This is a genomic window from Streptomyces viridosporus (assembly GCF_002078235.1).
Classification (GTDB): domain Bacteria; phylum Actinomycetota; class Actinomycetes; order Streptomycetales; family Streptomycetaceae; genus Streptomyces; species Streptomyces viridosporus.
On record NZ_MSGP01000571.1, the window covers coordinates 1 to 4,876 of the forward strand.

3 protein-coding genes and 1 pseudogene are annotated in these 4,876 nt (G+C 74.7%); 3 read left to right on the forward strand and 1 reads right to left on the reverse strand.

Features of this window, described 5'->3' with window-relative positions; genetic code table 11:
- Positions 1 to 243 precede the first annotated feature (243 nt).
- Positions 244 to 676 (forward strand): annotated as a pseudogene (locus B7L92_RS32825) (EF-hand domain-containing protein).
- Positions 677 to 1,457: 781 nt separating this feature from the next.
- Positions 1,458 to 1,916, forward strand: coding sequence for an ATP-binding protein (locus B7L92_RS32835; RefSeq protein ID WP_081240930.1), 459 nt, complete (start codon positions 1,458 to 1,460; stop codon positions 1,914 to 1,916).
- Positions 1,917 to 2,360: 444 nt separating this feature from the next.
- Here the strand turns inward: B7L92_RS32835 and B7L92_RS32840 are convergent, their stop codons facing one another.
- Positions 2,361 to 3,401, reverse strand: coding sequence for a GlxA family transcriptional regulator (locus B7L92_RS32840; protein ID WP_081240931.1), 1,041 nt, complete (start codon positions 3,399 to 3,401; stop codon positions 2,361 to 2,363).
- A 72-nt stretch (positions 3,402 to 3,473) separates the two neighbouring features.
- Between B7L92_RS32840 and B7L92_RS32845 the strand changes: the two genes are divergently transcribed.
- The coding region (locus B7L92_RS32845; protein WP_438364040.1) for an MFS transporter at positions 3,474 to 4,876 on the forward strand (1,403 nt) is incomplete at its 3' end.

A 4,876-nucleotide genomic window follows, 5' to 3' on the forward strand; every position in this document is an offset into this window, starting at 1 on the left:
CGCCCCCTGTCGGCGGCCCCCGCCCGGCCGCGGAAACCCGTCCGGCACCGGTCCGGCGGCAGCCGCGCCGGCGCCTCCGCCCCCGGCCGCGGGGCCGTGCGAGGTCACCCGCCCGTGCCACACGGTTGTCCCGGAATTCCCCCGGACTCGGCACAGGAGCCGCTTTCGGTCTCCCGGACGGCCCCGCACGTCGTACGCTCCCAGCGAGACGACCCCACCGACCTAAGGCGGCCTGAGAAAGACATGGTCACCAGCGAGTACGAGCGCAGGATCGCGGCCCGGTTCGCCACCTTCGACCAGGACGGCAACGGCTACATCGACCGAGAGGACTTCAACGCGGCGACCAAGGCGCTGCTCACCGAGTTCGGCGNNGTTCTGGCAGGGCATGGCGGGGATCGCGGACCGGGACGGCGACCAGCGCATCACGCGCGAGGAGTTCGTGAACGGCGCGGTCAAGCGGCTGCGGGACAACCCCGACCGGTTCGCGGAGATCGCCCGCCCCTTCCTGCACGCGGCCCTCGCCGTCGCCGGCGTCGCACGCGCCCTCCGGATGCTCGGCGTCCCCGAGGAGCCGGCCCGTACGGCGGCCGCCGCGCTGGACGCGGACGGCGACGGCAGGATCGGCGAGGAGGAGGTCGTGCAGGCCTTCGCGCGCCACTTCACCGTCCCCGAGTAGCGCCCCGCGCCCGGCCCGCTCGCCGCGCACCGCTCCCGCGGGGCCCCGCCCGGCCGTACGGGCCGGGGCGGGGCCCCGCGCGTGCGCGACCGGGCGGGCAACACGCCCGGCCCCGCGCACGGTTCGGGAGCCCGGCCGGGGCCCTCCCGGGCGGACCCGGTCCCGTCCGGGAGCCGGAGCCCGCCCGCGCACGGACGGGAACGCACCGTACGAGCCCGTGCGCGGAGAGTGAGGAGCGTGCGCCGCCGATCCACTCCCCGGAGCGGCCCGGCGGGACCGCCGTCCGCGACGGCACGGGCCGCCCCCGCGTGAATGTCACGGAATGTGGCACACCGGTGGTCACGGAGCGTTGTTGCCGGGTTGTGTCCGGTGTGTGACCCGTCACGACCCGGAGTCGGAGGTCCGCTCCGGTACCTTGTGTGGGATGCGAGTGGTCGTGAGCACGCACCGCGCCGGAGTCGCCCCCGAGGCGACCCCGGATCCGCCGGTGCCTGCCGCTGCTCGCCGGGCGGTTCGGCCTCGCGGCGCCGCCTGTTCGACTTCTCGGGGCGGGCGTCGCACAGTATGCCGCACGCCTACTCCTTCGCGCTGGAATATGCCCGAAGCGCTTGTTGGCGTGACTGTACGTCAACCATGCTGGCCCATAAGGGATTCACGTTCCGTGATCCCTTTTTCGGCCGTTGTTCTGGTCATGCAGAGAATGGCTACGATCGTGGCCCTCGTGAGGCGCGAGTCCAAGTGTCCGCCGGTTCGGATGGTGTGAGCGGTGCAGGTGCTTCAAGTGCAGCTGGAGATCCGGCCCGACCCCGCTGAGGTGGGACGGGCCCGGCGGTGGGCCCGCTCGCGTCTGGCCGGGTCCGGCATAAGAGCCGACGAACCGCTCGCCGAGACGCTGATCCTGCTCGTCTCGGAGCTCGTCACCAACGCCGTGGTGCACACCGGCCGTCCGGCCGTGCTGCGGTTGTGCCTGCCGGGCGCGGAGGACGGGGAGGCCACCGTCCGCCTGGAGGTGGCCGACCGCAGCGACCGGGCGCCGGTGCCGCGCTGTGTGGACGGGGAGGCCACCGGCGGGCGCGGGCTCGCCCTGGTGGACGGCCTGGCCGACCGCTGGGGCTGGAGCGCCGAAGGGGCCGGCAAGCGCATCTGGTGCGAACTGGACCGCTGCGCACAGGCGCGCGAGGCCGCGGCGCCCTGCCGCGGCACGTCGGCGTACGGCGGTCTGACGTACGAGGTGGTGTGAGGCCGGGCCGGGACGTCGTCGTCGGCGGTGCACGGGTGCACGGCCGGTCGGCCGCGCGGGTCGGGACGTGAATCGGTGCGCCGGGTGTGCTCCCGTGCGCGGTGCAGATGAACCGGGCATATGACGGAATCGCCCCATAGTCACCCGAACCGGCGTTGACGCGCGGTGACCGATTGATCACCCTGGTCGTCAGCGGTCCGTCGCGAGGGGACGGCGAGGGCTTCGACGACGGGGGCCCTCGGCGAGTGCGGGTCGTGACTCGGCGTCGGTTCCTCCGGGGCGGGGGAGCCCGGGGCGGGAGCGCCGGAGTCGGAAGGCGGTGCGGCGCCGCCGTGCTCGGGGTGGCCGGCGCCGCGCCGCCTCCGCGGAAGACGCGCGACGGCCCGCCCCTCCACAGGCTGTGGACAACTTTTCGAGGGGCCCGGACACGGTCCCGCGCGGTGCTCAGGCCCCGGCGGACACGGGCGCGCCGTGCCCGCCCCCGCCGGCCCGGAAGGTCCGCCGGTACGCCGTCGGCGTCACCCCCAGCGCCGCCTGGAGGTGCTGCCGCATCGACTGGGCCGAACCGAACCCCGCGTCGCGGGCCACCCGGTCCACGGACAGGTCGGTGGACTCCAGCAGGTGCCGGGCCCGCTCCACCCGCTGCCGGGCCAGCCACTGCCCCGGACTGACGCCCACCTCCTCGCGGAAGCGGCGCGTGAAGGTGCGGACCGACATCGACTCCCGCGCGGCCATGTCGCGCAGTTGGATCGGCTCGTGCAGCCGGTCCAGCGCCCACGCGCGGGCGCCGGTCGTGGACGCCTGCTGCGGATCGGGCACCGGCCGCCGGATGTACTGCGCCTGGCCGCCGTCGCGGTGCGGCGGCACGACCGTGCGGCGGGCCACGTCGTTGGCGACGGCGGTGCCGTGGTCGCGCCGGACCAGGTGCAGGCACAGGTCGATGCCGGCCGCGACGCCCGCGGAGGTCAGGACGTCGCCGTCGTCGACGAACAGCACGTCCGGGTCGACCTCGATCCGGGGGAAGAGCCGCTGGAAGCGCTCGGCGTCGGCCCAGTGGGTGGTGGCGGGCCGGCCGTCGAGACGGCCGGCGGCGGCGAGGACGTACACGCCGGTGCAGATGGAGGCGAGCCGGGTGCCGGGCCGGATGTGCGCGAGGGCGGCGGCCAGCTCGTCGGTCAGCTCGCCCCGCTCGTACACCGGGCCCCGTTCGTGGAAGGCGGGGACGATCACCGTGTCGGCGGTGGCGAGCGCCTCCGGGCCGTTGCCGACGTGGACGGCGAAGTCGGCGTCCGTCTCGACCGGTCCGGGCGGCCGGACCGAACAGGTGACGACCTCGTACAGCCGCCGCCCGTGCCCGTCCCTGGGGCGGCCGAAGATGCGGTGCGGAATGCCCAGCTCGAAGGGGAGCAGCCCGTCGAGGGCGAGGACGACGACGCGGTGGGGCCGGAACGTGCCGGCCCGGGACGTGCGGGAGGCCGGGTCCATGGCCCGATCCTAGCGAAGGCTGTCCCTCGGGCCACTCGATGCGGAGGTCCGGCAGCCCACACGATCTATGGCGTGACCCGGACAACCGAGACAGCCGCCGTCGTGGAGCCGCCCGCGAGCGGCCGCAAGCAGAAGCGCACCCGTGTGCACCGCGCGTGGTTCGTCGCCGCCGTCACCTTCGTGACGATCATCGGCGCGGCCGCCTTCCGCTCCGTACCGGGTCTGTTCATCGACCCGCTGCACCAGGAGTTCGGCTGGTCGCGCGGCACCGTCGGGGCCGCGGTCTCCGTGAACCTCGCCCTGTACGGCATCACCGCCCCCTTCGCGGCGGCGCTGATGGACCGCTACGGCATCCGGCGGGTCGTCGCCCTCGCCCTGACCGTGATCGCGCTCGGCTCGGGCCTGACGGTGTGGATGACGGCGGCCTGGCAGCTCCTGCTGTGCTGGGGCCTGCTGGTGGGCCTCGGCTCCGGCTCCATGGCGCTCGCCTTCGCCGCCACCGTCACCGACCGCTGGTTCACCGAGCGGCGCGGGCTGGTCAGCGGCGTCCTCACCGCCGCGTCCGCCTCCGGGCAGCTCATCTTCCTGCCGCTGCTGTCCTGGATCGTCGCCACGCACCACTGGCGTCCGGCCGCCGTCACCGTGTCCCTGGCCGCCCTCGCGGTCGTCCCGTTCGTCTGGCTGCTGCTGCACGACCACCCGGCCGACGTGGGGGTCGAGCCGTACGGGGCGAAGGAGTTCGTGCCGAAGCCCGCGCCCGTGCCCGGCGCCGCCCGGCGCGCGCTCACGGTGCTGTTCTCGGCGGTGCGCACCGGGCCGTTCTGGCTGCTCGCCGGCACCTTCGCGATCTGCGGTGCCTCGACCAACGGTCTGATCCAGACCCACTTCGTGCCCGCGGCCCACGACCACGGCATGCCGATCACGGCCGCCGCCTCGCTGCTGGCCGTCATCGGGGTGTTCGACGTCGTCGGCACGGTGGCCTCCGGCTGGTTCACCGACCGCTTCGACGCGCGCCGCCTGCTCGCCGTCTACTACGCCCTGCGCGGTGTCTCCCTGCTCTTCCTGCCGCTCCTCCTGGCCCCCGGCGTGCACCCCCCGATGGTCCTGTTCATCGTCTTCTACGGCCTCGACTGGGTCGCCACCGTCCCGCCGACCCTCGCCCTGTGCCGCGAGCACTACGGCGACGACAGCCCGATCGTCTTCGGCTGGGTGCTCGCCTCCCACCAGGTCGGCGCCGCCCTCGTCGCCTTCCTCGGCGGCGTCGCGCGGGACGCGTTCGGCTCCTACGACGTGGTCTGGTACGCGTCGGGGGCGCTGTGCGCGGCGGCGGCGCTGATGGCCCTGGTGATCCGGCGGCGGCCGTCTACACCGCCGCCGCGCGCCCCGTCGCGGGCCACCGCCCCGGCGATCCGCCGTGCGTCGAGGGCCAGTTCGCGCAGGGTGCCGCTGATGGGGTGGGTGAAGCCGGTGAAGTG